General features: G+C 46.2%; 32 protein-coding genes. 17 read left to right on the forward strand and 15 right to left on the reverse strand.

The genetic code is table 11. From position 1 onward, the window contains the following. The first annotated feature begins 48 nt into the window (after positions 1 to 48). From QUA03_RS15830 to dnaK, 3 genes are all read left to right on the forward strand, one after another. Positions 49 to 657, forward strand: coding sequence for a hypothetical protein (locus QUA03_RS15830; RefSeq protein WP_333213227.1), 609 nt, complete (start codon positions 49 to 51; stop codon positions 655 to 657). Next, complete coding sequence (locus tag QUA03_RS15835; RefSeq protein ID WP_333213228.1) at positions 650 to 1,312, forward strand: pentapeptide repeat-containing protein; 663 nt, start codon at positions 650 to 652, stop codon at positions 1,310 to 1,312. The genes QUA03_RS15830 and QUA03_RS15835 overlap by 8 nt, the downstream gene beginning before the upstream one ends. 513 nt (positions 1,313 to 1,825) lie before the next feature. Next, positions 1,826 to 3,607, forward strand: a complete 1,782-nt coding sequence (dnaK, locus tag QUA03_RS15840; protein WP_333213229.1) for a molecular chaperone DnaK — start codon at positions 1,826 to 1,828, stop codon at positions 3,605 to 3,607. A gap of 374 nt (positions 3,608 to 3,981) precedes the next feature. Here the strand turns inward: dnaK and QUA03_RS15845 are convergent, their stop codons facing one another. From QUA03_RS15845 to QUA03_RS15860, 4 genes are all read right to left on the reverse strand, one after another. Next, the gene (locus QUA03_RS15845) at positions 3,982 to 4,512 is read right to left on the reverse strand and encodes an RICIN domain-containing protein (RefSeq protein ID WP_333213230.1); all 531 of its coding nucleotides are present in this window, start codon (positions 4,510 to 4,512) and stop codon (positions 3,982 to 3,984) included. A 686-nt stretch (positions 4,513 to 5,198) separates the two neighbouring features. After that, the gene (locus QUA03_RS15850; protein WP_333213231.1) at positions 5,199 to 6,212 is read right to left on the reverse strand and encodes a tyrosine-type recombinase/integrase; all 1,014 of its coding nucleotides are present in this window, start codon (positions 6,210 to 6,212) and stop codon (positions 5,199 to 5,201) included. Positions 6,213 to 6,291: 79 nt separating this feature from the next. After that, entirely contained in the window at positions 6,292 to 7,008 is a 717-nt protein-coding gene (locus QUA03_RS15855) for a hypothetical protein (protein WP_333213232.1), read from the reverse strand. 227 nt (positions 7,009 to 7,235) lie between these two features. Beyond that, positions 7,236 to 7,811: a hypothetical protein gene (locus QUA03_RS15860; RefSeq protein ID WP_333213233.1), complete on the reverse strand. Its 576-nt coding sequence runs from the start codon at positions 7,809 to 7,811 to the stop codon at positions 7,236 to 7,238. A 244-nt stretch (positions 7,812 to 8,055) separates the two neighbouring features. On the opposite strand from QUA03_RS15860, the gene QUA03_RS15865 reads away from it, so the two are divergent. The 7 genes from QUA03_RS15865 to QUA03_RS15895 all read left to right on the forward strand — a co-directional run bounded on the left by QUA03_RS15865 (position 8,056) and on the right by QUA03_RS15895 (position 10,871). Further along, entirely contained in the window at positions 8,056 to 8,400 is a 345-nt protein-coding gene (locus QUA03_RS15865) for a hypothetical protein (protein ID WP_333213234.1), read from the forward strand. Positions 8,401 to 8,444: 44 nt separating this feature from the next. Beyond that, positions 8,445 to 8,960 (forward strand): hypothetical protein, encoded by a 516-nt coding sequence (locus QUA03_RS15870; protein ID WP_333213235.1) that lies wholly within the window; start codon positions 8,445 to 8,447, stop codon positions 8,958 to 8,960. Then, positions 8,953 to 9,162 (forward strand): hypothetical protein, encoded by a 210-nt coding sequence (locus QUA03_RS15875; protein ID WP_333213236.1) that lies wholly within the window; start codon positions 8,953 to 8,955, stop codon positions 9,160 to 9,162. The genes QUA03_RS15870 and QUA03_RS15875 overlap by 8 nt, the downstream gene beginning before the upstream one ends. Before the next feature lie 85 nt (positions 9,163 to 9,247). Next, on the forward strand, positions 9,248 to 9,652 hold the full coding sequence (locus QUA03_RS15880) for a hypothetical protein (protein ID WP_333213237.1): 405 nt from the start codon (positions 9,248 to 9,250) through the stop codon (positions 9,650 to 9,652). Positions 9,653 to 9,765: 113 nt separating this feature from the next. Then, a complete protein-coding gene (locus tag QUA03_RS15885) occupies positions 9,766 to 9,948 on the forward strand; it encodes a hypothetical protein (RefSeq protein ID WP_333213238.1) in 183 nt (60 codons plus the stop codon). After that, positions 9,945 to 10,289: a hypothetical protein gene (locus QUA03_RS15890; protein WP_333213239.1), complete on the forward strand. Its 345-nt coding sequence runs from the start codon at positions 9,945 to 9,947 to the stop codon at positions 10,287 to 10,289. The genes QUA03_RS15885 and QUA03_RS15890 overlap by 4 nt, the downstream gene beginning before the upstream one ends. A 441-nt stretch (positions 10,290 to 10,730) precedes the next feature. Beyond that, positions 10,731 to 10,871: a hypothetical protein gene (locus tag QUA03_RS15895; protein WP_333213240.1), complete on the forward strand. Its 141-nt coding sequence runs from the start codon at positions 10,731 to 10,733 to the stop codon at positions 10,869 to 10,871. Between the two features lie 44 nt (positions 10,872 to 10,915). Here QUA03_RS15895 and QUA03_RS15900 read toward each other — a convergent pair whose 3' ends face one another. The 10 genes from QUA03_RS15900 to QUA03_RS15945 all read right to left on the reverse strand — a co-directional run bounded on the left by QUA03_RS15900 (position 10,916) and on the right by QUA03_RS15945 (position 16,822). Continuing rightward, positions 10,916 to 11,164, reverse strand: a complete 249-nt coding sequence (locus tag QUA03_RS15900; protein ID WP_333049008.1) for a hypothetical protein — start codon at positions 11,162 to 11,164, stop codon at positions 10,916 to 10,918. Positions 11,165 to 11,244: 80 nt separating this feature from the next. Next, on the reverse strand, positions 11,245 to 11,697 hold the full coding sequence (locus QUA03_RS15905) for a hypothetical protein (RefSeq protein WP_333213241.1): 453 nt from the start codon (positions 11,695 to 11,697) through the stop codon (positions 11,245 to 11,247). 8 nt (positions 11,698 to 11,705) lie between these two features. Then, entirely contained in the window at positions 11,706 to 11,945 is a 240-nt protein-coding gene (locus QUA03_RS15910) for a hypothetical protein (RefSeq protein WP_333213242.1), read from the reverse strand. A gap of 137 nt (positions 11,946 to 12,082) precedes the next feature. Further along, positions 12,083 to 14,236 (reverse strand): hypothetical protein, encoded by a 2,154-nt coding sequence (locus tag QUA03_RS15915; RefSeq protein WP_333213243.1) that lies wholly within the window; start codon positions 14,234 to 14,236, stop codon positions 12,083 to 12,085. Then, positions 14,236 to 14,781, reverse strand: a complete 546-nt coding sequence (locus QUA03_RS15920) for a hypothetical protein (RefSeq protein ID WP_333213244.1) — start codon at positions 14,779 to 14,781, stop codon at positions 14,236 to 14,238. Before QUA03_RS15920 ends, QUA03_RS15915 begins: the two co-directional genes overlap by 1 nt. Positions 14,782 to 14,795: 14 nt before the next feature. Further along, positions 14,796 to 15,518, reverse strand: coding sequence for a hypothetical protein (locus QUA03_RS15925; RefSeq protein WP_333213245.1), 723 nt, complete (start codon positions 15,516 to 15,518; stop codon positions 14,796 to 14,798). Between the two features lie 64 nt (positions 15,519 to 15,582). Next, positions 15,583 to 15,798, reverse strand: coding sequence for a hypothetical protein (locus QUA03_RS15930; RefSeq protein WP_015179857.1), 216 nt, complete (start codon positions 15,796 to 15,798; stop codon positions 15,583 to 15,585). 3 nt (positions 15,799 to 15,801) lie between these two features. Next, a complete protein-coding gene (locus QUA03_RS15935; protein WP_015179858.1) occupies positions 15,802 to 16,002 on the reverse strand; it encodes a hypothetical protein in 201 nt (66 codons plus the stop codon). A gap of 5 nt (positions 16,003 to 16,007) precedes the next feature. After that, positions 16,008 to 16,184, reverse strand: coding sequence for a hypothetical protein (locus QUA03_RS15940; RefSeq protein WP_333213246.1), 177 nt, complete (start codon positions 16,182 to 16,184; stop codon positions 16,008 to 16,010). Then, positions 16,181 to 16,822, reverse strand: coding sequence for a hypothetical protein (locus QUA03_RS15945; RefSeq protein ID WP_333213247.1), 642 nt, complete (start codon positions 16,820 to 16,822; stop codon positions 16,181 to 16,183). The genes QUA03_RS15940 and QUA03_RS15945 overlap by 4 nt, the downstream gene beginning before the upstream one ends. A 164-nt stretch (positions 16,823 to 16,986) precedes the next feature. Between QUA03_RS15945 and QUA03_RS15950 the strand changes: the two genes are divergently transcribed. The 5 genes from QUA03_RS15950 to QUA03_RS15970 all read left to right on the forward strand — a co-directional run bounded on the left by QUA03_RS15950 (position 16,987) and on the right by QUA03_RS15970 (position 22,288). Continuing rightward, entirely contained in the window at positions 16,987 to 17,220 is a 234-nt protein-coding gene (locus QUA03_RS15950) for a ribbon-helix-helix domain-containing protein (RefSeq protein WP_333213248.1), read from the forward strand. Positions 17,221 to 17,264: 44 nt separating this feature from the next. Continuing rightward, positions 17,265 to 17,438, forward strand: a complete 174-nt coding sequence (locus QUA03_RS15955; protein ID WP_194010830.1) for a hypothetical protein — start codon at positions 17,265 to 17,267, stop codon at positions 17,436 to 17,438. A 105-nt stretch (positions 17,439 to 17,543) separates the two neighbouring features. Next, positions 17,544 to 20,666, forward strand: coding sequence for a DUF3854 domain-containing protein (locus QUA03_RS15960; RefSeq protein ID WP_333213249.1), 3,123 nt, complete (start codon positions 17,544 to 17,546; stop codon positions 20,664 to 20,666). A 1,036-nt stretch (positions 20,667 to 21,702) separates the two neighbouring features. Next, entirely contained in the window at positions 21,703 to 21,891 is a 189-nt protein-coding gene (locus tag QUA03_RS15965; protein WP_333213250.1) for a hypothetical protein, read from the forward strand. A gap of 118 nt (positions 21,892 to 22,009) precedes the next feature. Continuing rightward, positions 22,010 to 22,288 (forward strand): hypothetical protein, encoded by a 279-nt coding sequence (locus tag QUA03_RS15970; protein WP_333213251.1) that lies wholly within the window; start codon positions 22,010 to 22,012, stop codon positions 22,286 to 22,288. A gap of 106 nt (positions 22,289 to 22,394) precedes the next feature. Here the strand turns inward: QUA03_RS15970 and QUA03_RS15975 are convergent, their stop codons facing one another. After that, positions 22,395 to 22,553 carry a hypothetical protein gene (locus QUA03_RS15975; protein WP_333213252.1) on the reverse strand — a complete coding sequence of 53 codons (159 nt, stop codon included), beginning with the start codon at positions 22,551 to 22,553 and terminating at the stop codon, positions 22,395 to 22,397. A gap of 127 nt (positions 22,554 to 22,680) precedes the next feature. Between QUA03_RS15975 and QUA03_RS29030 the strand changes: the two genes are divergently transcribed. Both QUA03_RS29030 and QUA03_RS15980 read left to right on the forward strand, forming a co-directional pair. Then, positions 22,681 to 22,791 (forward strand): Tn3 family transposase, encoded by a 111-nt coding sequence (locus tag QUA03_RS29030; RefSeq protein WP_445304856.1) that lies wholly within the window; start codon positions 22,681 to 22,683, stop codon positions 22,789 to 22,791. A gap of 646 nt (positions 22,792 to 23,437) precedes the next feature. Further along, positions 23,438 to 23,875, forward strand: coding sequence for a hypothetical protein (locus tag QUA03_RS15980; RefSeq protein ID WP_333213253.1), 438 nt, complete (start codon positions 23,438 to 23,440; stop codon positions 23,873 to 23,875). Positions 23,876 to 24,747 lie beyond the last annotated feature (872 nt).

A 24,747-nucleotide genomic window follows, 5' to 3' on the forward strand; every position in this document is an offset into this window, starting at 1 on the left:
TTAGGGTGTATTTCAGGTAAAAATTAAATTTATTATTCCATCTAAGTAATGCCAGACACCCTACCCCCAATGTCTCAAGTACACCATGAAAATAAGTTCCCAGATTGCTTGTATATGCACTTAGAAGGAATTCTAGTTGAATCTGAGCAAATTAACCTGCCAATTACCATTGAGTTTAACGAACAGTGGGAATCGGTCGAGGGGGGACGTGTCAAGTTTGGTTTGAAAGGTGGAACACTAAATCTCAATCTGAAAAATGGTTATATTCCTCAAAATTTGTGTAACCTGACTGGCTTAAAAATGCTGCAAGAAAGACAAGCAACTGAAACGTTGCAGTTCCCTTCTATATGCGAAGTAACAACAAATGGTTCGGAGTCAAATCCAGCTTGGCTGTTTGAAGTTAAGACAGCTTCGTCAGTGTTGAAAGGAACGTTACCAAAGGAAAACTTAGGAACTGTGACTATAAATAATCAGCCTTGCTGTGCGGAAGCAACTTTTGAGGTTGGACTAAAACACGTTCATATTACGAGAATTGAGGGATTGTGGTCAGAACAAAGTTCTATAAATAAGCAGAGAATCGCGCAAGTAAGGGTTAGAAAAAATTTATATAGCTTATTACAACCATATATGAGTCGAGTAGAGTTGCGATATGGCTAATGAAAACTCTTTGCAAGAACCTCAACACTCTATTCAGCAGATTCTTGAGGCAGAAACCAATAACTTTGTGGAATTGGCGAAAATTGCTGGTTTAGATATTGCTACAGATTTTGCTGATGCGGACTTGAGTGGTGTGGACTTGAGGGATGCGGACTTGAGTCGTGCGAACTTGAGTGGTGCGGACTTGACTTATGCGGACTTGAGTGGTGCGAACTTGACTCATGCGGACTTGAGTCGTGCGGACTTGAGCGGTGCCAACCTGATCTTTGCCAAGCTTAGCGGTGCTAACCTGAGCGGTGTCAACTTGGGTCGTGCCAAGCTTAGCGGTGCCGACTTGAGCAGAGCCGACTTGAGAGGTGCCAAGTTGAGGGATGCCGACTTGAGACGTGCAAACCTAAGAGCAACCGATTTGAGAGGTACCAAGTTGAAAGGCGCCAAGTGGAGCCTTGACAAGTTGAGCCGTGCCAAGTTGATGGATACCTCCACCTATCTCATTATCATTGTTTTTACTTTATGTATTTTTTTTACTACTTTCTATTATCCTACGATCTCCTTGATAGGTTTCTTTGTGAGTATCTTTGTAAGTATGTTGTTGGAGAGCTTTCGGTCATCACTCATCAAAGAAAGAGCGAAAGACGCCAAAAACTCACAGTAAGAGAAATTTCACAAATGATTTAGGATTGCTATGTCACTCGGAATGAGGCATTCGGTATTTCCCAGCCTAGAACTTGTAACTGTTGCCGCTACATCAGGATAGAAGCATATCCTGACCCAGGGCGTGGAACTGCTACAGCTTCATCAAGATAAGAAATTTTTGGGAGTGCGAGACTGTATAAGTAGGTAAGCAGGATTAAACCGAGCTATGTAACAGTATGTAAACAGGGCTAACTTAGCCACGCTTAGGGTATTTAAATGCTTTACAATCGTTTACATAATTGTATTTTACAGCGCCTACCTACTTACCCAATACTTTTGCTTAATTGGGATGCTTCCAATTAAGCCTCACTTAGTGGACTGTCTTGCTAGAATTAGTGAAGACGCTCAGGAAACCCAGCAGCAAAATTACCGATTTTTACATCTATTTTATATAGATGTTTTTCAAAAGATTGCTTGACTGCCTATAGGCTATCTCATAGCACACGTACCTAAAATTCCAATATCTTTGAATATGAGTAAAGTTATCGGTATTGATCTGGGAACTACCAATTCTGTAGTCGCAGTAATGGAAGGAGGTAAACCTATCGTCATTTCTAATGCTGACGGTTTTCGTACAACTCCTTCAGTAGTTGCTTACACGAAAGCTGCTACCTGTATTGTAGGCAGAATTGCAAAGCGACAGGCGGCAGTAAACCCAGAAAACACTTTTTACTCGGCTAAGCGTTTTATTGGTCAACTTTACGATGATGTCAAAGAAGAGACCCGACAGGTTGTCTACCAAGTAACCAGAGATAGCAACAACAGTGCTAAGCTGAGATGCCCCATTCTGCGCCAAAATCTATCTCCTGAGACTATCTCGGCCCAAGTTTTGAAAAAGTTGGTTGTAGATGCGGGGAGTTATCTGGGTGAAACTCCTACTCAGGCAGTGATCACAGTTCCTGCTTACTTCAATGATTCTCAGCGCCAAGCAACGAAGAATGCCGGAAAGCTAGCAGGTCTGGAGGTACTCCGGATCATCAATGAGCCAACTGCCGCAGCTATGGCTTATGGATTTGATAAAGCTAGCAATGAAACCATCATGGTATTCGATTTGGGTGGTGGTACCTTTGATGTATCGATTCTGGAAGTTGGTGATGGCGCGTTTGAAGTCCTAGCTACATCCGGAGATACTCACCTTGGAGGAGATGACTTCACCAAGAAGATCATTGATTACATAGCTAGGGAATTTTTCAGAACAGAAGGGATTAATCTGTGGCAGAGTCAGCAGACCATGCAGCGGATTTTGGAAGCAGCCGAGCAGGCTAAAATTGATCTATCTACCTTGCCAGAAGTAGAGATTAATATTCCTTTCATTGCCATTACTGACCTAGGTTCTAAGAATCTAGAGATGATTCTGACGCAGCAAAAGTTTGAAGAATTATGCAGTGATCTATTAGATCGCTGCCGTTTGCCTGTAGAGGACGCCCTTCGATATGCCCGTCTAAGCAGAGATCGTATTGATCAGGTGATTTTAGTAGGTGGTTCCACTCGTATTCCTGCTGTTCAGAATTTAGTAAAACAATTAATTGGTAAGAAGCCTAATCAAACTGTCAACCCTGACGAAGCAGTTGCCTTGGGAGCTGCTATTCAGGCTGGTGTGCTTGAGGGCAGTGTAAAGGATGTTCTGCTTCTCGATGTTATGGCAATGTCTTTGGGAATAGAAACCCTTGGTGAGGTAATGACTCCTATACTTCCCCGAAATACAAATATTCCAACTGAAAGATGCAAGGTTTTTTCTACAACAATAGATGGACAAACCAATGTAAAAGTGCATATTCTTCAGGGTGAGCAGAAAATGGCTAAAGACAACCACAGCCTGGGAATCTTTCGGCTAGATGGTATTCCCTCTGCACCAAAAGGTGTACAGAAAATTGACATTACCTTTACTATTGATGCGAATGGCATATTGGATGTAAGAGCCAAGGAAAAAGAATCTGGCAAGGAAATGGGTATGACTGTATCTGGTGTTGGAATTAATAGTATTAATACCCTTGCTACTGAATCTCTAATGACAAATATCAGGTCTTTAGAGCTCAACATTACAGAGATTCCTTCTGAGGAAAGAGCAAGGGCTACTGAGTGTTTAGACTCATTAAAACAGGAGGCAGCTAATCCAAATCTAAATTTATCTAGTATGAAGCAAAATGTTCAAGACCTTGGGGAGATAGCCCACGGAACAGCAAACTTTGTTAGTGGAGTCGCGGCTGTGGCAGAAGCTGTGATAAGCATTATCAGCTTATTTGCTTCTGAGTAAATCTACAGCTAATTCGGGGTACATGCAAGGTTCGGATCATCAGAAGCTAAATAGTTCTGGAAGGTTTAGACAGTCAATATTTCAAGATTTCGTTCTGGCTCAGTCGAGTGAAGGGTTGATCAGATATTTCTGGAACCATTTTCAGGTGTATTTTCCAGAATTGACCACTAGAATGATCGTGACACCGCTTTTTAAGTATTTCTACTCAATCCTAACAGATTGATCGACTCTCCATTAGCACCCCAACTGTATGTCTGCCAGTTGAGGGTGCGGAATGTGGGTTGTAACACTACAAGCGACTTCAGACAATCCGCTGCACCAGGGTTGTTCTGAGGTGGCAGAACGTAACGCTTATACTAAGCTAACTTGATTTTCTACTGACTCCATCGTTGATCTGTTACTGAACCATTGTCACCATTACGTTCAGACGTTTCACAGTCCCAAAGTAGTAACTGTGCGCCATTTTGTTGACCTGGAGCACCAGCAACATCAATACACTTGCCAGATAGTTGATTTTGGATAAATCCTCTGCTTGTTATTATCCATCTTTGGTCTGTGTTAGGGTCAGACGTTTCACAATCATAAAGAATTAATGGTGTACCATTTGCAGTACCCGGATAGCCAGATACGTCAAGGCATTTGCCAGATAGTTGATTTTGGATGAATCCTCCGCTTATCATTATCCATCTTTGGTCTGTGTTAGGGTCAGACACTTCGCAATCATAAAGAATTAATGGTGTGCCATTTGCAGTACCCGGATAGCCAGATACGTCAAGGCATTTGCCAGACAATTGGTTCCTAATAAGCCTTCCACGAGCTTGTTGTGCAAGAACTCCTGGGCTTGAATAAACACAAACTACCGTTAAGCAAATCGCACTGTAGCACAGAAATCTTTTCAGGTTCATTGTTAAATTTCCTTAAAAGTTAGAAAGAAATCGGGGAAAAGTCAGATACAGGTCACAAATGATCTCACAACTACAGTTCCGATGTTCAGTTAAGCAGACATACAGATATAGCTTGACACTATATCCTACAAAAGAACTTTCAGTTATACCCTCACAACCAAATTTAATAAATTCATATCCTGAGTTAAAATTTTATAATTGTCTACTAGAATATTAATCAAAAAAAAGGGGTATAGTCAACTGGTATTAAAATCATTGCTAACTGACATAAACCCACTAAAAATAATTTTTAAGATAAAAAATACTATAATATAGCCATTTATGGTAATGGTATTTTACGGCTTATTGTAATGATGTCTTATCATTTATGGTAAGGATGTCTTACGCTGGCGGTAATGATGTCTTACCCTTACCCCTACTCTCTCACTTCTGTATCAAAAGCTAGAATATCGGGGTTGAGTTGGATGCCAAGATGCTTGATAGACCATTGCTTGAAAATGGCATCCCACTTCTAAAAGCTAGAAAGTCAATCAGAAATTTCTGTATGCTGACCTAGCCGTAACCGTTTCGAGTCCTAGGCTGGGAAAGTGCATTACCTGAAATTGCTACAAGGTGATGAAGAAAGAAACAAACCGGATATCCCCAAGCTTCAGCTACTTGGGGATTTTTTGTTGGATCTAAAACTACTAGAACATCCCATCAAGCAAATCGGTAACGTCCTGTTGGTCACGGCCCCGATTGTCGTCATAAATCATGAGGGTGTCAAGCTTACGATGGCGGCTCAACTTCTGGACTTTCCGTACATTCCCATCCGTCGCATCCAGCGCTGCCGTAATAGCGCTGTGTCTGATGCGGTGAGGCGACATCTGTTTGCTGATGCCAGCTTTTTCGCAGAGTCTGACCACAATTTTGCGGATACCGTCGCCAGTCAAGCGGTGTCCTGCGTTAGCAAAGTCAAGCGCGGTGAACAGCGGAACCCCCGGTGAGTTACTGCCGCCCCTAGCTTCCACCCAGTCGCCGATAGCCGCCACCGTCGCAGCCCCTAGTTCTATTGTTTCCGCTTGCATCCCCCGCCCCTTGCCCAAAATTCGCAGCGTCCCCTGTACCCGATCAAAGTCGGCAAGATTGAGCTGGCTAACTTCGTTGCGTCGCAAAGCATTGCCCCACAGCAGTCTGAGCAAAGCGTAATCTCGCTTACCCGCCACCGTCGCCCGATCGCACTGTTGCAAGATTTGAGAAAAAGTCGCCGCATCAATGCCCGTCGTGTCGCGATATTTCTGGGTTTTCTCCCCCTTAATGTCTTCTAAGGTGAAACAGCAGGTTCCCAGTTTCCGCCCCATCTGCACCAGAGATTTGATAGCCGCCAGCCTCCTATTAACTGTGGCTTCGGAAAGCGCTGCCTTCTGTCCGTCACCGTTGACCAGCAAAGCTTTGTACTTGAGTACCACCGCCACAGCCTGCGACCCTTCGAGGTGCAAAAATTCGAGAACGCTGTCAGGGCTCGGAGGCTTGCCCGTCATAGTTCTAAAAAAGTCGTTAACGTCTTTTTCATAAGCCCGCTTGGTATTCGGCGAGCGTTTATCTGCCAAAAGTTGCTTAAGCACGTCGGGGTCTTCATCCAGTAGTGGGGCAAAGTGCCTCTCAATTTTGGCACTTAGGGAAGATTCAAGGGGTGCGATCGAAACTGATATTTTATTCATTGTACGGTATTGATAATCGCTCTTTCCGATAACACTAGGACAAAAAGGGGCCCCGTCCGTTTTAGGCGGGGCTACAAATCTAGGCCGCGAACTTCAGCATCTTAAGCATTGCTGAGGCTGTCGTTTGATTTTCGGTTTCAAGGACGATCGCTGGGATATGCTCGCCGGCTCTGGGATTTAATTGTCGGGCCAGAACTGCCGCGTGATACTGAAAATGCCCGCTGATAATCTTGTACCCGTGACTGTCTCGCACCACCACCGGGGGAATAACAAAACCGCCGATCGCCAGACTGAGCTCACCAGCAATTTCTAGCTCGTTGCGATCGAAGTTGGAAGCCGCCACATCCGATGTAATGCGCTTGACGGCAACCAATGTCAGCATTAGTTTTTTGGCTGCGATCGGCTCATCACTGTTCTTACCGGGAATCGGAGCAGCCGAAACTTTTTTAACTGGCATAGGTTGCAGCCGGCCTCGCCCATTGTCGCCTCGGTTCGGGAGTTCGTCGTTCTCCCCTGTCGCGGTGGGTGCAGGTGTTGCGGTTGCTGTGGGCGCGATCGGAGTTTGTTCGGTTGTGTCGGTTTGGGCGATCGGTGCTTGGGTAGCTTTTTCGGCTGCTTCAACCGCTTCGTGACAGCTTGCCTTAGCTGGCCAGTGACCGCGAACTACATCGGCGGCAGTCTCAGACACTTGGCAGACGTAGCGGTTATCCTCAATCTGGCGGGCAAAAGGACAGACAGAGCAAGTCAGTGCGGTGGGGGAAGTCGGGCGGGCGATCGTTGATTGTGCTAATTTCATTGTTATGTCCTATTAGGGCTAGCCACCGCCTGCGGCCTCGTAAACTTTGGGCGGTGGTTTGTTTTTGGGTAAGCTTGTCTTACCTGTATGTCTTACATTATGACAGATTGTTAGACACTTGTCAATAGTAGTTAGACAAATTGTTAGACATAAGTAAGACGAATTTAAGGCAAGTGTAAGACCGGGTGAGGTTGTGGTCTTACGCTTGCCTTAGTTTGTACTTTGGGTTAGGCGGTGGCATCCCAGATATCAGCCTGTGTGACGAGTGCTTTTAACCTCGCTGCGATGCTTGCCCGCGTCCCTTTTGTGTCGGTTCCCTTTGCTGATGCCAGCTTGCGGATGTTCTGAATCGACATTTTATTAAGCAGTCCCTCGATGTCGGCTGCTGTTGTTGTCGGTGTCGGGACGATCGGCGCTGCGGGTTCCGTTGCTGGTGCAACTTCGACATCAATAGCTGGCTCAATCTCTGGCGTGGCTGCTGGTTTCGGCGCTGTCGGCACTGTCGGTTCCGGTTCGACTGTTTCCGCTGGTGCGGCGGGTTCCAAGAATGCGATCGCGTCAGTCCCGAACTGTGCCTCAACCGCTGCCTTAAACGTGCCAATTTCGGCGGGATCTACATGATTGAGCATACTCAGCGCTGTCCCGACTTGGGCAAGTGCGGACTGGCAAGCTTGCTCGACTGATAGGAGCTGCTGTTGATGTTCTTGGAGTTCGCTGAGCTTGGCTTGTAGGGCTGCAATCTGGGCGTTAGTCGTTTCGATTGCTGTAGCGATTTGGTTGAATTTGGTGGCGAGTAATTGCATGGTTTTTCCTGTGGTGTGATGTGGCTGTAGTGCTTGCCGTATATGGGTTTGTTTGAGGTGTCTTACCCTTATGTCTTACATACTAGCAATCTGTTAGACACTTGTCAAGCGGTTGTAAGACTATTTTGTTAGACATAAGCAAGGTGTATGACAAGCAAGCGTATGACAGATTCTGCTTATGTGTCATACAAACGGCGATAGGTGTTATACAATAGCGTCATACACGTTTGATTGAGGTAAGGCAATGGCGTCAACATCGTTAACTTTTCGCTGTCCCGATGAAGTGTTGGAGGCGATCGACAATCTAGGGAAAGAGCGTTATCCGGCGACTAATACTAAACACGGGTGCGATCGCTCTAAGACTTTGATCGACATTATGCGGGCGGGCATCGAGGCGCTAAATGATGGCTCCGTGGTGTTACCCCCACCTGAAGAAGTCAGACAACAGCCGTCTGACGTAAGACAAAACTTGTCAGACAGCTTGTTAGATGCGCGTATTACAGAAATTATCGAGCGTAAGACTGAACCATTGCGCGCAGCGCTAAAGGCAGAATTAAAGGCTGAACTGTTGGGGGAGTCCGCAGCCTGACCGATCGTACCCATGACGAACCGTTCAGGCGGCAATTAGACTCGATGCCGACAGAGAATCAGCAGGACTACGATCAGCTTTTAGAATCGAGTTCTACGACGATCGACAACCAGCGCAAGGTGGTAGCACTATTACAATCCCGCCTTAGAGAAGAACGTGAAGAACGGGAGAAGGTTGAAGCGCAAGTCGCAGAACTGAAACAAAATCCACAGCCACAGCCACAGCATCAGCTCTATGCAAAGATTGAGGAATTAGAGGAGCGCAACCGCTTACTCTGCATCAAAAGCAGGGAAGAGAAGCAGAAGCTCGAAGAAAAAATCAAAACCCTTGAATATCGGGATGAATCACAGTCCCGACGGCTGGCAGAGAAGCAAAATCGACTAGACGAGCTGGAATCTGTGGCTGAACTGCAACAGAAATCAGCCACTGCCAACAAAGATTTACCAGAAGCGGCCAACGTGCTCAAAAAATTAAGAAAAGCTTTGGGTAAAAAGTCCACCGCATCGCTCTCCGATATTGAGACAATTTTAGAAATTATTGAGGGAGACGGCAATGAATGACGAACCGATTGAATGCCCGAACTGTGGCAGCACCGAGCTGACCGTGCTTTCCGTAAGCCACCGTGAAACGTTGGAGGAATTTACCAATTATCGGTGTGCAGCCTGCAATCACACTTTTGAGAACATCACCGATCTCGAAGGAGAGGAGCGGGAAGAGATGCGAAACTATGCTGAAATGCAGCGGTTCGAGCGGGGAGAATAGAAGAGTCCTGAGCTACATCCCAGGAAATTAGGAAGCTACCGCCCCGGTTCACTTCGGGGCTTTACTAGATCTAAAAAACAGAAAAATGAACGAACAGCGACAACCACAGCCCCGCCCCTATGACGCTGTACTCGGAGGCACAAGCTATGAGTCACAGTACCCCTATCTCAATCCAAGTGATTTTGATGCGAAGAGGTTGGGGAGGTTAGTCAGTGAGAAGCGGGGAAGACGTGGTTACAAGGATGTAAAAAGAGAGATTGGAGTATCTCTTGTCGCCATTTACAGGGCGGAAACAGCCCACATCGAGAATCGACCTTTACTAGCTTATATCCACTTTGAGGATTTTTTGGCTATTTGCAAGTGGCTAGAGATGTCGCCTGCAGAGTTGGTTATCAGTCCCACTCTGCAAAAGATTCTTGCCGCTCGTGGCGGGCCGAGTCCACGCCCCTACGACGCTGTACTCGGCAGAAGCGATAGGGGAAATTTGTAAAGTTTGTATAAAACTGACAATGCGGATAATTCCGTTATATGCAGTGGTCGATCGCCCCTCAAACAAAAACCCCGGCACAAAGTCGGGGGCATTCAATGAAGGGTAATCGATAATTGGCAACGGGTGCTATTCCAATTAACCACAGTGTAGCGGCTTCAGTAGTTTTGGCGATTGCTAACTTGATCGAACTACCAGAGCCAGCCCACTTGCTCAACCAGTTGAAAGGGCGACGCAATAAATCAAAGGTGGAGCTTGCAGATGTGGAGACGATATTGGAGATTTTGGAGGGAGCATGAAAATTGAAGAGTACCACGCCAGACTCACTGAGCTAGGAAGAGCACGTCTACCTTGGGCGGAATACGATAAGAGGGCTGCCGAACTTAAAGCAGAATATTTAGCGGAGCAAACCGTACCCAACGTAGAGGAAGCAATCAAATTAATTCTGTTCGCGCAAGAGCGTGGGGATTTACCGGAATGGGGTGCTTCTGTGAGCTTGGAAGATTGGAGGAAGTGTTGTGAATTGCTGAAACTTTTAAACGATACCTCCCCGGATAACCGGTGGTGGCGCTGTCGGATGGGTGATTGCGTGGTTGATGTAAGCGCCGAAACCGGGGAAGTCTATTGGGTGTCAGTTTGATGTGCTTCAATCTTCCTCCAAATCCGCTCTGGTTCTGGGGAATTTAAGCGGCCGACTTGCTCAATCAGTTGAAAGCCAAGAATCCAAAATCGAAGGCTAGCTTAGGTGATGCTGATGCGATGGTTGAGATAATTGAAGAGTTCTGGAAGACACATCCCAGGCTTTAGGAATCGATACCCCGGTTAATGCCGGGTTTTTTTGGCTTGCCCGATCGTCCAAACAAAAAAGCTCCCCTGACATTTTCGGTCGGGGGAGCTTTTTACACGATGGGTAATCGATAATTGGTAATTGGCAATTGGTATTTCATCCTATGCCCCAATAATCGCAGTATAGCGGGTCTAGGGGTTTTGGCGCTTCCCGTACCGCAGTTTTAGGCAATAATCTACTTGTGCCTTAGCGGCATCCTTGCCACCTTTTCCAGGGTAAGAATACCCGTAATCTGTGCAGTGGAATCCAGTCCCCTCGCCGATCGCACCAGCAAAGAAAACTGCGGTAAAAGAAGATTGTCTCGATCGAGCTCATAAGTTTTTGGGTTTGGGTATTGGTTGGTGCTACGGCATTAAATTGCGCTTAACACCGTAGCGCTCGTTTAGGTTGGCAATGTTCAGCGATCGATGTTCAGTGGTTTAGCTCTTGCAGAATTCGATTAAAGCTTCACACTCGATTCTTGACCGAAACCAGTTCATCGGCTTGATGGTGAATTTTTCCTCATTGCAGGACGAAGAGATGAAACCTTCATCCTCAAAACAGCCACCTACTTCGTACAGGCTTGTTAATTCGCTTAGCAATTCTTGCTTGTACTCCTCTGGTGCTTTTTCTAGGTTTGCCCCCCACATTTTCGTACAGACATCGTAAAAGCTTTTATCTCCTATCATCTTTTTTTCTCCTATTAGTTGTTAGTTCGTTTCAGTCAAATTGTCTGTAACACCGTAGCGCTCGGTTGTGTTGGCAATGTTCAGCGGGCGATGTTCAGTGCGGCCAGTCGATCATCACTCAATTGTTGTAATTGCTGGGGCGGTTGCCAGCGATGACCCCAGAACTGGCGAAGTCGGCAAAGTGCGATCGGCTTAGGTAACAGTTGGGCTGATTGTACCCAAACCCCAATACCTGATTCCTGATTGCAGTAGTAAGCATCGAACTGTTGGCGTGATACTTTTGCCAGCCTTCCGTGCTGCGATGCTTGCCACAGTCGATCGATAGGTAGTATCTCACGCTTCAAAACCCGGACAATTCCTAGCAGTTCAGCAACTGGCATCGTGGCGTAAATTGCAATATTATCGCCCGGTTTTAGAGAGGTTCCGAAATTGCCTTTTCTCAGTTCGATCGTCTTAGGATTCTGAGAGAGGAAGAACGCATCAGCCCACGTCGGGCGGACAGAGATTAAGTAAGTGCTGCTGGGTTTATTCATCTTCATCCTCATTCCGTCTCAACGCCTCCCTTAACGCTTCTTGCATTGGCTACAGCTAAGTCAATGCTTTCGCTGGCAATATCTATCAATTTCTGTTCTGGTTCTTCCAGCCACGACGTATCTGTAAATGGATTGCAGATGTGCGCTTCGGCTCTGAGTTGGGCAGCTTGCAAGAAGGCGATGCAGGTAGCTAATTCATCAGGAATTGGTGGATTGCCGGAATGTTCGTACTGCTTCATGGTTGGCATCGTTTTGCTCTCCTTAGTTGTAGTCGTTGTTGTTCAAGTCATCAGAGAGGATGATGTCACCGCGCCTGACTAACTCTGCAAAAATGGCATCGTAAATTGCATCAAGCAATTAGCCGGGAATCACCCTTAATAACTTACTAAGCATTGTTATTACCCCTTTCGTTTTGTAGGAACTCTTGAATTTTTGGCAACTGTGCAATCTCTCCATCATCGTAATTTTGAATTAACCACTTCAAGAGGCTTTTTCCGTGGCGTGAATAGCTGCGTGTGGGATGACCGTTTTTTTCACCACACTTTAAAACTGACTTGATAATTGTGCGGATATTTGCGCCCGATAAAGCAGCCTCGGACACGGACACAAATAATTGCTCAGGAGCCAGGTTAGGGAACATCTGACCAAACCGTCGGACAGTCCACACGAAGCCGGACACTTCGCCGGACAGCTTGTCTGACAACGGTTCTGGCTGTCCGTTGTCATAGTCGGACACTTCCTCTGGGGAATCCTCTGGGGAATCCTCTGTCGGACTATCGGACGGCTTTTTATCGCCCAAATTAAACTCTAAATCGTAAGTTCGCTGCCAATATTCAGAGCCAGATGGCTGTGAATATTGGCAGGTTTCAGCAGTCGCTATCCCTGCCTCACACTGAATCAAATACTGCCTGAATTTCTCGATATCAAAAGCCAATTGTTCGTGTCTTTCTTTGGGCGTAAGTGTGATGACAGCCTTCTCGATGCGAGGCAACAAACCGACGTTTCCATTCCCCAAAGTCGTAAAGAAAACTGGAATCTGCTTGGCTTCAGATTCAGCCATTAACTCGTTAAGCTGTGCTAAGAGCATTGCCCTTTGAGCGTTATCGGAGACGATGTACTGGTTCTTAATCGACAACTCAACCAGCAGATAATCGCCCTTAGTTTTACCGTCTGCGGTCTTGACCAAAAGCCCCTGGGCTACAATCGCCATGTTTGCCCGCAAGTTTGCATCTCCAACCAATCCAAGCGCTTCAAGGTTTAGCGACTGAGCTAAGACTAGAAGGCAAACATTGTAATCTCGACCGACTGTAATAATGTCGAGCAACATCAATTCAATCTTTGCCCAGAGAGCCTTGTAAGCCTTCCGAAGCGTCAAAACGATGGATGACCAATCCTCTAAAATCAAGCGTAACGGGGGTAGATGTTTGCGCTCATCTTCGGATATGTTTTCGAGTCTGGCTAAGAAATTCTTGTGGAAATTCTCAATTAATTTGTAAGCTTTCGTCGGGTCTATCGAATTAAAAATTGTTAGTTTCCCCGCTTCCCGCAACCCGCAGAAACTATCGTTTTTCCGTCCAAGAATCCATACCGATGCAGTTTGTCCTTTGCTTCGTGCTTGGCTGTACACAGAATCTAACCACGCACTCAGAGTGTGACTTTTCCCCGCCCCGGTAGACCCTGCAAGAATCATTGACTTGTCGGAATATGCCAAGTCATCTAAGAGTTGTTCTCCGGGGGTTTTGGCTGACTTAATTATTGATACTGAATCAGATTCTACTTTGTCGCTAGGGTTGTTAATACCGTCGAGTGTTTGAGTACCTGTCAATTGGAAGGGAGTCTTTTGGTTTCGCAAAAAGGCGATGTATTCTTGCTTCTTCTCATCCGACAATCCCGCAGTTTCTGCATCAAAAATGGCTTCCTCAGCCTCCAGTTGAGCAATCTTAATATCGGCTTCACCCAAAACTTCGCATTGCTTGAGAACCACAGCGCAATCGTTGGCGGTAGCATCCAAATCGCCCTGCACCTGGACTTCCCTAATTGTCACATTGCGGTAATCTTCCAGTAACTCAGCACGAGCAGCCAGTTGCCCTTTTGCTAGGTCGCGTTTCTCTGCAATGACCTCATAGTTTGCAAGCTGGCGTTCAGAGTTCTGCAAGCTTCTTAAACCCACTCCCGCAACACCGAAACTACCAGCAGCAAGTGCCATCCACAGCGCTTTGTGTGGATTGGCTGCGGGGATAGACTTTTGAAAAACTACCTCACCGGGTACGCCGTCCGCTTTCCACTGCTCTGCGTGGTACTTGGTCATGATGTAGGGTTTACCTGCCTTGTCAGCACATTGCAGCGCTTGTTTGTTGCGGATACAGACCTGTACCGTATCGCTGGCCGTCCCTTTGAGCGCGTTTATTCCGCCATATATCCCCAGCAAAAGTGCCAGAGCAACTGCCGATAATTTACCCGCAATCGGGAAGCTTTCAAAGGTCAGGAGGAGCGCACGATTAGATTTAAGCAATTGAGCGTGTTTTGAAGTTAATGCCATTACTTGCTCGCTCCTTTGAATTTGAAAATTAGGCACAAAATGATGGCGGCAAGTGCGATGGACGGCAAGTAATCAAAGTTATTGGAAACAGGTTTTTTTACTGTCTGAATCTCTTTAATTCCTGTCGCTAGACGTGTTTTTGCATCGCTTGCTTGTTGTACTTCAGCTATTGGCTCGGCAAGGCTAGCAACCATGCCGATAGTCACCCCAGCACCAACAATTGCAGCAGGCAAGCGATGCTTCGATTGCCCGGTAATCTTGGCTAATAGATAAATCTGGTAAATCCCGATTGCAACAATTGACCCGCCTGCGACTTGCATGGCATGGAAGGCAAAAACCACTGCTGAACCAATAGCTGTGGGTGCGATAACTTCACAGAAATTAGCAGCATCCCGGTATTGGCGTTCGGCATTGGTTTCTTCCGGCTGCGGTTGGTCAATTGTTGGTGCTGGTGCTGTAGCTTGATATTGCTGTTGCTGGTGCTGGTGCTGTTGAATTCCCCCTCCCGAAAAGGAAAGGGGACTCGCCCCGATAAATTCGTGCATAAGTCCCCTTTTGCTTAACGGTTGTTGAAATTCATTACGTTCGCAAACCAGCCCCCAAACCCTCTAGCCGTACCAGTTGCCGAAACGCTGTTGGAGAGGCTGGCTGATCCAATGACAACTGGTACTTTTTCCTGAATCCCTTTGTCCGAGCCGACTGTTGCGCGACTAAGCAGCTTCTGTCGCCTTTCTCGAAGTGATTCTTGAATTGTTTGGCGCTTGGACGCCACCTCACCGCGATTGGCGATGGCTTCCATCTTGTTCTCGTGTCGCCACAGCTCGGCCTGTAAGTCGCCTGTGAGCTCGGAAGCAATCTCGGCTAGTCCGTGCTGACGCTTGGTTTCAATCTTGAGCATTGCTGCACGGTCTTTGGCATCTAGTTGCTCCATCTCAGCCCCAAATTCCGCATTGAGCTTGCGGATTTTAGCGATGGCATTCCCGACTTTAGAGCCGAATTTCTTCCTAATTTCTGTCCACCTGACTTGACCGTCACTGATTTTTTCCAGCGCCTCCAGATAGGTCGTAGCGTTGTCCAAAAACGGTTCCAGAACTAGAGCGAGTTGTTCGGCGTTGGAAGCTTTATCTGCCATCGCCTCCAACTTATTAACATCGCTCAAGTAAGAGAGGATGTCCGCTTCTGTGTCAGCCCAATCTCCCGCCTTCTCATCAATGTATGGGCTGTGTCCCGCTGCGGGGTTGCGTATCGCTATGCTACTGCTGTCGTTGCGTCCAAAATCCATAGTACAATCTCCTTAGATAGAACTCTCCCAGCGCAAGCTAGGAGAGGTTTACAAAGCCAGCCGCCTACTTTTCGACGGGTGACGGCTGGCTGAAATTGTTGCTGTTGTTGTTGTTAATCGTGACGTTACCGTGAATAATTGTCGGCTCCGGGACTCGTTTTGCTCCAGACTGATAGCCTGTGTCGTAGCCGACCGCAAAGACAAGAGCGTTGGTCAATAACGCACCGCCAATCATCAGCCGTGTCACGTTTTTGTCGAAGTCTTTGTCATCATCAAGCATCGCCTAAACCTCCTCAGATTTCACGTCAATTGCATCGCCATCTTTAGATAAGTCCTGGCGTGTTGGAGTCGGCTTGTGATTGATAACTGTGCCAGCGATAAAATCACCCTCGATTTTCTCAACGTAATTTCCGCCGTTAGTATTGATAACCCGTTTTCCCGGTTTGCCGTCTTCAAACACTACGCCATTGATGATTCGTACCATATTAATCAATCCCTTAAACTGTTGACTTGACCGATGACTTCGATACCTTTCGCGTCTGTTATCCCTTCCTCTCGAAGGCTTTGGGCTGCCACTAGAACAGCGTCCTGAGACTTTTTGGCATTGACATTAAACACTCGCGGGGTGTTGCTTTCGCGCTGCACTTTCACTTTGTAAAAGCTCATGATTCAGCCCCCAGCTTCGTTGCCCGCAGTTGTGCCAGAACTTCAGCTTGAGCTTTTTGCTCAGCCTGAAATACTGCCAGAGCACGCGTGGCCCCACGGTTTTGAGCAGCATTGATTTCAGCATTGTCCAAGTCAGCATCGCGCTGTTGGGCTGCCTGATTTTCGGAAGCAATTTGAGCTAGAAGCTGCTGCACATTTTGGTTTAGAGAGGCGGAATTAGAAGTAGAAACTTGCTTCAATTCTGCAATCCGTCTATCAAGAACTGGGGTATATTCCGAAATTGTTAACGTGGAAACTTGGGAAGCAGGGGATGCGGTCGGTGCGTTTTCTACCAGTTTCCGCAATTCGCTAAGTTTTCCAGCATTTAACAATTTGCAAGCTTTGCGGGCAAGCTCAGAATACTGGGTAGCTCTGGCAGCGCCACGGCGTAGGGTTGTGATATCCAGCCCGTAGATGCTTTGCAACTTGGAAATCGATTGTTGCAGTCCGGCTTTAGACAACCGCAGCAGCCCCTGGATCTGCAAAGCTGAGTACCATTGCTCAGTCTCCTCTAGCTCCTCTGGTTCGACACAATTATCGATTGCTTCGGACTCTACATCAATCACGGCAAGGCTTTGGGCTTGTTCGTCGGGTTTCATAATTTATCAGGAAAAATCGGTACTTTATCGATAAAATCGATTTCTATCGATATACGTGTTAATTTAGCAATTAACAATGAACTTGTCAATAAAGAATGCACCTGAATGACAAAAGGAGCTTGAAAAGGGAGAATAATGAACATCACCCTTTTCAATCGCTTTCAGTGCCAACACCAAAACCGAGAACGACTATATATTTAGACCCAGAGCTTTATCAGGCTTTGGAACGTCGGGCTAAGGAGGAAAGGAGGAGTATATCTAATTTGTGCAATATCTTGATTGAGGATGCGATGCAAATATGGCTAGAAACCAACCCCCCTCCTGAACCCAAAGACTCACCCGCAGCCAAACCAACCACAGCAAGCAAAACCAAAAGGAGTAAAACTAGCAAAACTTAAAAATGTGGTGACACTATTACTAGAACCCAGAGGAAAATCAACCGATGCGAACCAAACAATGTATCAACGTATCTATCGACCCGGTTCTTATCCAAGCCCTAGATGAGAATCGCGGCCCCACGCAGAAACTCACGCGCTCCAGCCTGGTTGAGCGCGCCGTGCGGTTGTTTCTGGCAATTGAATTTGATGATGAAGCGTCGCAGCAAAAAAGCGCCTAATCAAAGGGATTACGCGCTTTTTGCAATTTCTATATTCACCCTAACTCCCCCAAATCTTGCTACGGATTAAAGAGCTAGGACATCGCTTTCACACTCTAACAAAGAGTGAAAGCTACACTCATTGTGCCATACTCTAACGAAAATACAAGTCAATCTGTAGACAATTTAATTGAATCTGCATCCCCCCACCAAGAGGATGCGCCAAACACACAACCTGCCTCAATTCTAGCAGAATGCCCCCCACTGGTGCAAGGAAATCAGGAGTTAGGGGGAGTTCTATGCAGCATCGGCGAAAAATTCCTCACCCCCGAACATGAAGCCCACATCGCAGGCAGAGGCTTACTCAATCCTTGGGCCCGCGAATGCAGCTTCAGTGCCAGCATCGCCCAAGCTTCGCTCTATGGGATTTCGACAAAATCGGCGGGCATCCTGTTCATAGGGCAAAATGGGCAAGTACAATACCGGCCGGATATCCGAGAACCGAAGCGAGGCAAGAAGGAGCCGCCAAAGTATTTAACGTCAGTCGGAGAATTCGATGCTCTCGTCCCCCCATCTCCCGACAACCCGCTCTACTGGGAGATTGAAGCGCTAAAGCGAGAAGCTTTTTATATAAATGATGTGCCTTATATCCTCCTTACTGAGGGGGTATTCAAGGCCCTTGCTGGATGCTCAAATGGCATCCCTACAATTTCCCTGCTGGGAGTAGAGCAAGGTCTTACTGGCAAGGCCCGTGACCCCGAAAATCAGCGATTTTTAGTGCCCGCACTGAGAAGGCTTGCAGAAGCTGGTTTTGGCTTTATTATTGCCTTTGATGCTGATGCCCTCACAAATTCCAATATCTGTGCGGCCGAGCGGAAATTGGCCAAGCAATTGGCTAAATTTAATGTGCCAGTACGCTCAGTCACCGGGTGCTGGGAAGCCGGTCCGAAGGATGAATTTAAAGGAATGGATGATTTTATTCAGCACAAAGGGATTGAAGAATTCCGAGCAATCCTCACCAAAGCCAAATTATTTGGCGAGAAAGAGGGTAATGCCGAAGGGGAAAAGAAAGAGAAAGAGATAACACCACAAACCATCGGAGACGAACTCGCTGAGGACTTGCGCGACGAACTCTTATATTCAAGTTCTCATAAATCTTGGATGAAATATAGTCTCGAATTCCCAGGAGTTTGGACACGAGTTGCAGAGGATTATGTTCGGCATTTAGTTCATAACTTGTGTCGGGCGCGGAGAGTAATGCCGAATGACAATTTCATTAAGAATGTTTTAGGCTGGCTCCAGCGCACATTGTTTGAATTCAAGTGGCTGGAACGACCGTCAAATGAACTTTTACCTTTTCAAGACGGTGTACTAGAAGTTGAAAACAATAAATGGCACGAACACAGCCCAGGATTCAGAATGACTTGGGTTTTACCACATAAATACAAAGGCAGTGCTGTGAATGCTGGATGGTCAAAGATTGAAAATTGGCTAAACCAAGCAACTAAGGGCGACAAGCACATGAAGGATATATTATTAGCCTTTTGTGCTGCTACTTTGCGAGGAAAGGCTGAACTTCAGAAATGCTTGCTAGGGACTGGATATGGAGGCACGGGGAAAGGGACTCTTACTCAATTGATAACAATGGTTGTAGGAGAAGAAAATGTTTGGGTTGGCAAGCTTGAAGACCTCACCAAACAAGACAAAGTAGCCGAATTACAAACCAAACGATTAGCTATTTTTGACGACCAAGAAAAGTATACAGGCAATCTGTCAAACTTCCGGTCAATGACTGGCGGTGCGTTGATTAGCGGTCGCAATCTTTACGAGCGTTCAGTAACTTTTCGGTTCCCTGGATTGGTACTGATAACTGCTAACCAGCCCTGCTTCCCAGCAAGTGCGCTTTCCTGGTTGAAACGAAGGATTATACAGCAGGAATTTGCATACACTCCTACTAAGCGCAACCGTAACTTGGTACGCGAATTCGAGCCAGAAATAAGCGCATTTACCAAGTATTTACTCTCAATCCCGGTATCAGAAATTGAACAAATCTTAGACCCTGAAGACCAATCTATAAACAGCACATTCTGGGAGGACAGGGTACGCGCTGACCCGATGGCAGCATGGCTCAATGAGTTAGTGATACATGATGCCGACGCTAAAACTGCTGTCGGAGCCGACAAAAACGAATGGAAAGATAAAACTTACATACCAACCAGTTCTACCTTGTTTGGCTCCTACAGTCATTACTGTACTGGCGGTGGGTACAGCGCCAAAGGCAAGAACAATTTCTCAGCAGATTTGGTTGAACTCTGCCGGGAAGTGCTTGGCTGGAAAGACGTAAGCAAAGAGCGTGCTGCTGCTGGTGCAGTAATCAAAGGGTTGAGGTTGCGGACGGATACCGACAAAGGCATTGTGACCGTAGAGGAAACGCTTGAACAGAAAAATGTAGACCTAAGCCTACACAGTGCTGACCTGAGTGTAGACCTAGAACCCATACCCCATAAGGATTGTGTAGACCATGTAGACCTAACCTCAGAACTTGCAGAAAAAAATGAAAATACTTCTGCTAATTCAAACCTCATTGTTGACGCTGGTACAGATTCAACCTCATCTGACCAAGTAAACACTACTGCTGATGCTGTAGAAGTTTCACCCCCCCCCACGGTCTACACGGTCTACACGAGCCATACAGAGCAAGGTATCCAGCCGTCACAAGGTCTACATTCAGGTCTACATTCAGGTCAGCACTTTGAACTCAATGAAGACGAGCGTGACTTGGTGGAGATGATTCGTGTAGCAACGGCAGAACTCGATACTGAAATCGCACGACGGGCAGCGGCCGACATTCTGCCAATCCTTAAAGATGTCTGTGCCAGGGGAGCTGCCAACCGCGAGAAAGTTTGGGCCGCTTTGACCGATTCGGAGCGAGCGACATTCTCGGAACTGACGGCTCTGCCGATGGCACTGGGCGACAATCCGCAAGAACCAAACCCCCCCCAACCCGTGCCAGAGCCAGAAATTATCGCCCCCGCCGATGCCGAAAAATTGCGAGAAATTGCGACTGTTTGGTGGCCCGAATACTACCCACAACAGCTTCAAACCCTGATTACACAGATGTTTGGCCATTGTGCGCCGGGGACTCGGTACGGTGTCGCCACCATTACCGCTTGGCTAGCCTCTGAGGATGCCGTAGTGCGTGAGCGGATAGGCGAACTGATTCGCCGACGCTCGGAGGGTAGCTGCTAATTTTGACAGTCAATAAAAAACCACACAAAATTGTCCGGTTTCAGTGACTTGTAGCTCGTTGTCCTTGTTTTGCCTCAAAATCAAACTGATGTAGGCATCAATAAACACGCTTACGCCCAATCGCCTGTTACGTTGTTGCACCGATGGAGCCACAATTGTCGCAGGCGACGCATCCGGTCGCGTATATTTCCTACGGCTAGAAGGGATAGAACCATTAATATAAATTTCTTACGCGATCGTCGGCGAGGCAGAACTTGCCCGGTTTAAGCAGATTGCCGATCGTTGCCCCGTATTTTTGATTTCTTCGTGCTGACACGGAATGAACCAGGTGATCGGGTTGATGTGAAAGCTTGATCGCCCGCCAGCAGACTTATTTGTTCGCGCCTCGTACCGTCGCTCGAAGCCGCCACCAAAAAAATTAGCTAATTTTTGTGTGCCCTAAAGTCAGGCATTTACGGTATAAAGTCAGGCAAGTGCAGTATAAAGTCAGGGAGATTACAGGTATTTGCAGGGGGTGCACTTTACCTGTATTTACCCGAAAATATCCTGCCAATGCCTGCAATTTCCTGCCAAATTACTGCTTTTTTGTGCTGTTCGTGCCTTTGCTTGTTGAGGCTGGTTAAGGCTGTTTAGTTTTGCTAGCAAGCAATGTTTTTGTGATCACAAACCATGACTAATGCGTGCAGACATAAAAATAATGCACCCTCATCAATATTGAGCATAGTGCTTACCCGACTTTCAAGCTTGATCGGACAATAACAGTTTAGCCGATTGCAAAGCGCGGGCTCGACAACAGCAATTTATGCAACTGTTAAGGCTGACATAACGGCTGCTACGCTGCCAAATTTTTCGCACTTGCTCAAATTGATTTTTTATTCAATTTAGATAACGGCTACTGTGTTGCCACTTTTCTCACACTTGCTCAACTTGATTTTTAATTCAATTCCGATGCCGGAACTTGACTATTAAATCAATTCGGATTTTGTTAAAAACGCTAAAAAATTAGCTAATTGTTGCGTCAGCTAAAGTCAGGCAAGTGCAGTATAAAGTCAGGCAAGTGCAGTATAAAGTCAGGGCTTTGCAGGTATTTGCAGGGGCTGCACTTTACCTGCATTTACCTGAAAATATCCTGCAAATGCCTGACTTTTTCGGTCAAATTGCTGTTTTTTTGTGCTGTTCGTGCCTTTGCTGGTTGAGGCTGGTTATGGCTGTTCTCTATCGGTAGCAAGCAATGTTTTTGTGATCACAAACCTGACTTTTACGTACACAAATAAAAACAATGCACCCTTATGAATGGGGAATCTTAGGTATCAAGGCGCTTGATTTTTACCCGATATTCGACTGTGCCGATTGCTCACATTGCTCCTGTTGTTGTGGCGGTTTTTGTGGAGGCGATCGACGCCGGAAAGTCACAAAAGCCAATGTTGTGGCGGTTGTCGGCGCGGCAGAACTTGCCCGGTTCAAGCGGATTGCCGATCGTTGCCCCGTTTTTTGATTTCTTCGTGCTGACACGGAATGAACCAGGCGATCGGCTTGATGCGGTAACTCGATCGCCCGCCAGCAGACTTATCTGTTCGCGACTCGCACCGTCGATCGAAGCTGCCACCAAAAAAATTAGCTAATTTTTGGGTGCCCTAAAGTCAGGCAAGTGCCGTATAAAACCAGGCATTTGCTGTACAAAAGAACGTGAGAATGCAGGCTTTTGCAGGGACTGCACTCTACCTGTATTTACCCGAAAATATCCTGCTTGCCACCTGCAAATACCTGCCAAATTACTGCTTTTTTGGGTCGAGAGTGCATTTGTTTGTTGAGGTCGGTTATAGCTGTTCTTTCTCGGTAGCAAGCAATGTTTTTGTGATCACAAACCTGACTAATTGGTGCAGACAAAAAATATCCACCCCCCATCAATATTGAGCATATTGCTTACCCACAGTTCAACCCCTGTTGATATGGAATAAGGAACGACTCGCGAGTGGCTACTGAAGCCCAAATACATCAATAAGAGCGGTAAGGTATGGGACAGGGACGGCGAACTATTTTTTTGTGGGAATGTATTAGCGATCGCTCTTTACGGCAAGAGATTACTGCTTGTATTAATAACGTGGAGAATTATAACTGCCATTGATAGCTAGGAGTCGAGCGACTGCTGTAAACCGAGCGACTACTGTAAACCGAGTCAGGCGGTAAATTTTTATCCGACTGTCAAGTTTTGTTAGACAACAACAGTTTAGCCCATTGCAAAGCGCGAGTCCGACAACAGCAATTTACGCGACTGTCAAGGCTGACATAACGGCTGCTGTGGTGCCAATTTTCTCATACTCCTTATTTGATTTTTTATTCAATTTAGATAACGGCTGCTGCGCTTCCACTTTTCTCGCACTTGCTCAACTTGATTTTTTATTCAATTTAGATACTGTAACTTGACTATTAAATCAATTCGGATTTTGTTAAAAACGCTAAAAAATTAGCTAATTGTTGCGTCAGCTAAAGTCAGGGATTTGCAGTATAAAGTCAGGCGTTTGCAGTATAAAGTCAGGCGGAAAGCAGGTATTTGCAGGGGGTACACTTTACCTGCATTTACCTGAAAATATCCTGCAAATGCCTGACTTTTTCGGTCAAATTACTGTTTTTTTGTGCAAGGACTGCCTTTGCCTGTTGAGGCTGGTTATGGCGGTTCTTTCTCGGTAGCAAGCAATGGTTTTGTCCGTACAAAGCTTTATTTATTACTTTTAAATAAAAACGATGCACTCTTATGAATGGGGTAATCCTAAGTGCAAGGCGATCGCGCTCTTGCTGGCTATCGGACGAACGATTCCCTCGCCATCATCGACATCAGCCGGCTGCTTCGCTTGCAAACAGGAGGGCAAGGCGCGATCGCGTTGGGCGTCCTCCGCCGATACTCAACAGCACCAACTCGAATGCGTCGTGCGATGATCCACTCCATCGTAAAGGCGGCTACCCTGTACACCAACAGGCTCGCTCCTGGCCTCAATATCGACTCACGCTCGCGTCAAGCACAGTTTTATCAAAGTCCAAACAGCCAAGAGCCAAACTTTCGAGCCTTGGCTGTCGAAAGTGAACGATCGCTAACTTCAACTCCCAACAAATCCTCTGGCACTCTTGCAAAAACCATAAAAACCATAAATTGCTCATTTTTACCCCCCTATAACGTCTATTTGACATGGCTTGCTATGCGACTAGCGCACTAACTAGGAGGATTCAAGAGGTGTCGGAGTACAAAAAATCAATTAAAAAGCAGCGAAACTTAATTTAACTTAATTAAATTTTGTGAATTTTGGAGGAAATATTAGGAAATATTAGGGACAAGTAGGAGATATTAGGAAATAAGAGGAAATAAGAGGAAATATAAGGGTTAAAATATAAAGCTTTTTGTAGTCCTCAGTAACAATTGTGATGTTGTTTCTTCTCACAAAAAGTTGCACCCTCTGTGTGGAGAATGCAACTCGCGCTTATTGCTGGCAGGCATTACTTCTTAGAAGAACCTGACCTTTGTAGTAGTCGTAACATCACTGGCATTAGTACCTGAATCAGCGAGGCAACAGAGCAGATGAAGATAGCGAACACTCTGCATGAGCATTCTGGCAGCCCGAAAAAATTACTCTTCCACTTCACTTCTCTTATACAAAAGTGCGTTAGCACTGCATTCAATCAAACTCGGCTCCCTGTACTGCAACTCAAGAAGAGAAAAACGCTACCGCTATTGTTCCGATACATTAATATGCCATAGCTGAATGGCTAATAACGAGGCCGCTATCTTTTAGGCAACTTTAACCGTCTTTTCGTTTAGTTCGGCTTGCTCAATTATGAAAGTACAGTTTGCTTAAATGCTACAGTTGGTAGCTTGCCTCTGCTACAATCGCTGAATTTGGGATTGTAGAGTTTGCTGTTAAATTGTTAAATAAATCTTAAGCGTACCGGGACAGGAAAAAACCTCAAAATTAACTTTTTAGGACTGAGTTTTCGTGAGTTTTTGGCTGTTTTTGGCTGTTTTTTCTGAGAATGTGCGAGTAAACTTGTGCAAACTCAACTTAATTCTTAGCTGAATTTGGGGGCTTATTCG

Origin of the sequence: Microcoleus sp. S36b_A4 (assembly GCF_036700645.1) — a bacterium.
Lineage (GTDB): Bacteria > Cyanobacteriota > Cyanobacteriia > Cyanobacteriales > Microcoleaceae > Microcoleus.